This window comes from Bacillus sp. AFS012607 (assembly GCF_002558005.1).
Lineage (GTDB): Bacteria > Bacillota > Bacilli > Bacillales > Bacillaceae_G > Bacillus_A > Bacillus_A thuringiensis_S.
On sequence record NZ_NTVM01000059.1, the window covers coordinates 1 to 4,607 of the forward strand.

The following is a 4,607-nucleotide window of genomic DNA, read 5'->3' on the forward strand; positions in this document are numbered from 1 at the left end:
TTTATTTACAATGAATTCTAGGGTGGGAACGTTATGAAGTTATTAGAACTAATTGAAAAGTGGGCTATTGAAACGCCTGATCAAACTGCTTTTGTTTGGCGAGATGCGAAAATTACGTACAAACAATTAAAGGAAGATTCTGATGCGTTAGCACATTGGATTTCTTCTGCGTATCCAGATGATCGTTCACCAATTATGGTGTATGGCCATATGCAACCTGAAATGATTATTAACTTTTTAGGATGTGTAAAAGCTGGACATGCTTATATTCCTGTAGATTTATCTATCCCAGCTGATCGTGTACAACGTATCGCTGAAAATTCTGGTGCGAAATTACTTTTATCGGCAGCAGCAGTAACTGTAACTGATTTACCAGTTCGCATCGTAAGTGAAGACAACTTAAAAGATATTTTCTTTACTCATAAAGGGAACACTCCAAATCCTGAACATGCGGTAAAAGGTGATGAGAACTTCTACATTATTTACACATCAGGAAGCACAGGTAATCCGAAAGGGGTTCAGATTACTTATAACTGCCTTGTTAGCTTTACAAAATGGGCTGTAGAAGATTTTAACTTACAAACAGGGCAAGTATTCTTAAACCAAGCACCTTTCTCATTCGATTTATCTGTCATGGATATTTATCCATCATTAGTAACAGGTGGTACACTTTGGGCAATCGATAAAGATATGATTGCGCGTCCAAAAGACTTGTTTGCTTCTTTAGAGCAATCGGATATACAAGTATGGACTTCCACACCTTCTTTCGCTGAAATGTGTTTAATGGAAGCATCCTTCTCTGAGAGTATGCTACCGAACATGAAAACATTCTTATTCTGTGGTGAAGTATTACCAAATGAAGTAGCTAGAAAATTAATTGAGCGTTTCCCAAATGCAACAATTATGAATACGTACGGTCCAACAGAAGCTACTGTCGCTGTAACAGGTATTCACGTTACAGAAGAAGTACTTGATCAATACAAATCACTTCCAGTTGGCTATTGTAAATCAGACTGTCGCCTTCTTATTATGAAAGAAGATGGCACGATTGCACCTGATGGTGAAAAAGGTGAAATCGTAATTGTCGGTCCAAGCGTAAGCGTTGGATACTTAGGAAGCCCTGAATTAACAGAAAAAGCATTTACTATGATTGACGGTGAGCGTGCCTATAAAACAGGCGATGCTGGCTATGTAGAAAATGGTCTTCTATTCTATAATGGTCGTCTTGATTTCCAAATTAAGCTGCATGGTTATCGAATGGAATTAGAAGAAATTGAGCATCACCTTCGTGCGTGTTCTTACGTTGAGGGAGCAGTTATCGTTCCAATTAAAAAAGGTGAGAAATACGATTATTTATTAGCGGTTGTTGTTCCTGGAGAGCATTCGTTTGAAAAAGAATTCAAATTAACATCTGCAATCAAAAAAGAACTCAATGAGCGATTACCAAACTACATGATTCCACGTAAATTCATGTATCAATCTTCTATTCCAATGACACCAAATGGAAAGGTAGATCGCAAAAAATTATTGAGTGAGGTTACAGCATGACCGCATATGGATCATTTTATTTTTTCGCTATAGTGGGCATTTTATTAATACCTACTATCATAGCTGGATTAAAAGGTAAAATGTTGCGTAAATATAATGCCGTTTTAACATTAGTCATGCTTGCTATTATCTTCTCAGATAAACCAAAGCAAGCAATGATGTTAGCTGCATTTATTATTTGGCAATATGCCCTTATTAAAGGCTATTTAATTTTAAGAAAACAAAATAATAGTACATTCACATTTTGCATAGCTGTTATTTTATCGATTTTGCCTCTTATTTTGGCAAAAATCGCACCATTTGCATCGTTATTACCTGAGTTAAAACTTGTTGTTTTTCTAGGTATATCTTACGTAACATTCAGAGCAGTTCAAATGGTATTTGAAGTTCGTGATGGTTTAATTAAAGAGCTTTCTTTCTTTAACTTCTGGGAATTCGTTTTATTCTTCCCTGCAATTTCAACAGGACCTATCGATCGTTACAGAAGATTCCAAAAAGATATTCAAAAGCCACCTAGCGCTGAAGAATATCAAAATTTACTATATACAGGACTAAATCGTATTTTCCAAGGTTTCTTGTATAAATTTATTATTGCTTACTTAATAAAGCAATATTGTATGGATCCAGCATTCGCTCAACACGATACAATCTTTTCAAATATGATTTACATGTATAGCTATAGCTTATATCTATTCTTTGATTTTGCTGGTTATAGCTCTTTTGTAATTGGTGTAAGTTATATGATGGGAATTAAAACGCCAGAAAACTTTAATAAGCCATTCCTTAGTCGTAATATTAAAGACTTCTGGAACCGCTGGCACATGAGTTTATCATTCTGGTTCCGTGATTTTATTTACATGCGTTTCGTCTTTTTTGCAACGAAGAAAAAGTTAATTAAGAACCGTTACACAATTTCATATATCGGTGCATTTTTAAACTTTTTCATTATGGGAATTTGGCATATCCAAGGAAGCGCTGTTGCGCAGTATATTATTTATGGTCTATATCATGCCGCACTGTTTATTTTATTCGATATTTTCGAACGAAAAAACAAGAAGCATAAGTTTTGGCCAAACACTAAATTTACACGCATCCTTGCGATTGTAATTACGTTCCACGTTGTATGTTTCGGTTTCCTAATCTTCTCTGGACACCTTAACAGATACTTTTAATGCACCCTTCTTATTCCATTAAGAAGTTGCACATATAATATATTTCGGATATAAAGGAGATTTTAAAAATGGCAGAATTCAAAGAGCAAGTATTAGATATTTTAGAAGAAGTATGTGAAAACGATATTGTGAAAGAAAACTTAGATGTTCAATTATTTGAAGAAGGTATCCTTGATTCTTTCGCTGTAGTATCTTTATTAGTTGAATTCCAAGAGCGTTTAGATATTGAAGTTTCTATTTCTGATTTTGACCGTGACGAGTGGGCTACACCAAACATGGTTATTAAAAAGTTGGAAGAAATCCGATGAACAAAGCAAAATTTGGTCCGATGCTTTTAGCATTGGCCCTTTTTGCTGTATTCTTACTTATTCCAACGCGCTTCCTACTTCCACTTTTAAGTGATGAAAAAGTAGAACAAGCTGCTACTTCTTTAAAAGAAGAAAAAATTCAAAGTATGATTTTACAGCAAAAGATGTTAGCAAATCCAAAATATCTTCCGATGTACGGTTCATCGGAATTCGCACGTATGGATGCTTTCCATCCATCTAATTATTTTAAAGTAAAGCCTGAAGGGTTCACACCATTCCTTCTTGGACGCGGCGGAACACAAGACCTTGTACATGTGTTAAACTTCGCATCTACAATGGATCAATTGAAAGATAAGAAAATGGTATTTGTTCTTTCTCCGCAATGGTTTGTACCACAAGGTATTGATGAAACGCACTTTGCACCAAACTTTTCAAAACAACAAGGTTACCACTTCATTTTCAACAATGATTTAAAACCTGAAATGAAAAAACAAATTGCAAAGCGTTTATTAAACTTTGAGATTGTAAAAAAAGAAACTTTATTAAAAATTTCACTTGAAGGTATCGCTTATGATGATACGAAGTATAAAGTAAAAGCACTTGCTGCTAAACCTTTCGCTTATATTTACCGTAACATTTTAGATCGTAAAGATTTATTTACAGCCATGTTTAATATTAAACCGCACAAAGAAAAGCTTGACCCTTCATTAAAACAAATGAACTGGGAAGAGGCTCGTAAACATGCGGATCAAACAGGTGCAGTGGAATCTGGATCTAACGAATACGGTATTGAAGATGATTATTTCAATAGCAAAATTAAGAAAAAATTAAAACAACGTGAAGGTTACTTAAAAAATGATGCTTATGACCAATCGCCAGAATATGAAGATTTACAAATTGTACTTGATTTATTAAAACAATCTGGTGCAAAACCACTCTTCATTTCTGTTCCTGTAAAAGGTCCTTGGTACGACTACGCTGGCTTCCCGAAAGAACGCCGCGAAGCATACTATAAGAAAGTTCATGAGCAAATTGAAAAAGCTGGTTATCCAATTGCCGACTTCTCAAATCATGAATACGATAAATACTTCTTAAAAGATCATATGCACTTAGGTTGGAAAGGCTGGGTTTACATCGACGAAGCCATCCAACAATTTTATAAAGCAAACTAATGAAAAGACCGCTTGAATTATTGAACTGAACCCAAAAAATTAGACAAATATATTAAGCAGCTACTAAGGATTGAACTCTGTATTGCACAGGGGACAATCCTTTTAGTTTTGTTCTAATTCTTTTGTGATTGTAGTAATGAATATAAGTTTCTAGTTCTTGCTTAAATTGTTCCATACTTTCAAACTCTTTAAGATAAAGTAATTCAGACTTTAATAAGCCAAAGAAATTTTCCATGACTGCATTATCTAAGCAATTTCCCTTACGGGACATACTTTGGATAACGTTATGTTTTTTAAGCGACTGATGATATTGTCACATTTGATAATGCCAACCTTGATCTTAGTGTAAAATAGGAGTTTCCTTATCATTCAAATGTTGAAACGCCTGGTTCTGTTGCAAAGTTTTT

General features: G+C 34.6%; 4 protein-coding genes and 1 pseudogene. 4 read left to right on the forward strand and 1 reads right to left on the reverse strand.

The genetic code is table 11. The annotated features are described in order from the left end of the window. Nucleotides 1-33 precede the first annotated feature (33 nt). From dltA to dltD, 4 genes are all read left to right on the forward strand, one after another. Entirely contained in the window at nt 34-1,548 is a 1,515-nt protein-coding gene (gene dltA, locus CN409_RS30365) for a D-alanine--poly(phosphoribitol) ligase subunit DltA (protein ID WP_000770497.1), read from the forward strand. Beyond that, nucleotides 1,545-2,720, forward strand: coding sequence for a D-alanyl-lipoteichoic acid biosynthesis protein DltB (gene dltB / locus CN409_RS30370; protein WP_000127955.1), 1,176 nt, complete (start codon nt 1,545-1,547; stop codon nt 2,718-2,720). Before dltA ends, dltB begins: the two co-directional genes overlap by 4 nt. A gap of 68 nt (nt 2,721-2,788) precedes the next feature. Then, nucleotides 2,789-3,028 carry a D-alanine--poly(phosphoribitol) ligase subunit DltC gene (gene dltC, locus CN409_RS30375; protein WP_000807310.1) on the forward strand — a complete coding sequence of 80 codons (240 nt, stop codon included), beginning with the start codon at nt 2,789-2,791 and terminating at the stop codon, nt 3,026-3,028. Continuing rightward, the gene (dltD, locus tag CN409_RS30380) at nt 3,025-4,200 is read left to right on the forward strand and encodes a D-alanyl-lipoteichoic acid biosynthesis protein DltD (RefSeq protein ID WP_001030287.1); all 1,176 of its coding nucleotides are present in this window, start codon (nt 3,025-3,027) and stop codon (nt 4,198-4,200) included. The genes dltC and dltD overlap by 4 nt, the downstream gene beginning before the upstream one ends. Nucleotides 4,201-4,252: 52 nt before the next feature. Here the strand turns inward: dltD and CN409_RS30385 are convergent. After that, nucleotides 4,253-4,607 (reverse strand): annotated as a pseudogene (locus CN409_RS30385) (transposase); the annotation flags it as partial.